Genomic DNA, 597 nt, shown 5'->3' on the forward strand with positions numbered 1-597 from the left:
GTCAGACCCTCCTCGGCCGCCTGTAGGTGCGGGTCACCGGTGCCGCCCCACCAGATGTCACCCTTGGGATTGGCGGCCTCGGCGCGCAGCTGGGCATAGATTTCGCCAGCGCTCTTGCGGGTCATGTCGACGGTGATACCGGTCTTTTCCTCGAAGGCCCGCGCCGTCTGCTGACACCAGACCTCGTCGACGCCGCAATACATGGTCAGGTTTTCAGCGGACGCCGATGACGACGCGCTCCACATGCCAGTGGCAAGGATTCCGGCGCCGAGAATTGCCCTTTTTATCATGTTGAATTCCTCCCTAAGCTATTTGCCGACTTTGAAACCCATAGGCGGAAAATACAAGTTGGAAGCTAGCATCTGCCTGACCGAGTTGCAGCGCTTTCCATAGATGGCGCCGCGCATACCTCGCAGTTTAGGGACGAAGGTCTGCTTTCGGGAAGTCGCAAACTGATCTCTTGCGACCGGCCTGAGGCGCGAAGCCGTCGTTCCTGAGCCCTGGCGAGTATACTGGATGGGTCAGGCCCGCCCTTTCGCACGCCGTTGCCGCCGATCACCGCACCCACCGTCGGAGAGCCTTTCGAAATTTATGGCC

The 597-nt window shown here is 60.1% G+C and carries 1 protein-coding gene; it reads right to left on the reverse strand.

Features of this window, described 5'->3' with window-relative positions:
• Positions 1-290: substrate-binding domain-containing protein (locus EN780_RS36805; RefSeq protein ID WP_189557123.1), on the reverse strand; the 290-nt coding region annotated here is incomplete at its 3' end.
• Positions 291-597: the final 307 nt, after the last annotated feature.

It is taken from the genome of Mesorhizobium sp. M4B.F.Ca.ET.089.01.1.1, from assembly GCF_004022605.1.
GTDB classification, from domain to species: domain Bacteria; phylum Pseudomonadota; class Alphaproteobacteria; order Rhizobiales; family Rhizobiaceae; genus Mesorhizobium; species Mesorhizobium abyssinicae.